Annotated in this window: 1 rRNA gene; it reads left to right on the top strand. The window is 56.5% G+C overall.

From position 1 onward, the window contains the following. Positions 1 to 232: 232 nt before the first annotated feature. Positions 233 to 354: ribosomal RNA gene (locus ACLBXP_RS25335) — 16S ribosomal RNA — on the top strand; the annotation flags it as partial.

Here is a 354-nt window from a genome sequence, read left to right on the forward strand (position 1 = left end):
TTTGACAAGTTGATCTGAGGAAGAGAAGCGTGGGCGGCTTGTCCTTGCGGCTCCGGCTGAAAGGCTGGGGCATCGAGAGATGAAGCTTGACCGACGTTTCGTAGAGCTCACCGACCGGGTCCGGGCGACTGTGGCTGTGTCCCTTGGGGTTTCCCTGGGGGTGCTGTCGTAGCTGGTTTGGTCTGGTTGAGGTGTGCTTCCGTTATGTTGTGATCAGCTGAGATCAACTCTTCAACTTGAGAGTTTGATCCTGGCTCAGAGCGAACGCTGGCGGCAGGCTTAACACATGCAAGTCGAACGCATCCTTCGGGGTGAGTGGCAGACGGGTGAGTAACACGTGGGAACGTACCCTTT

The organism is Methylobacterium sp. A54F (assembly GCF_053346035.1).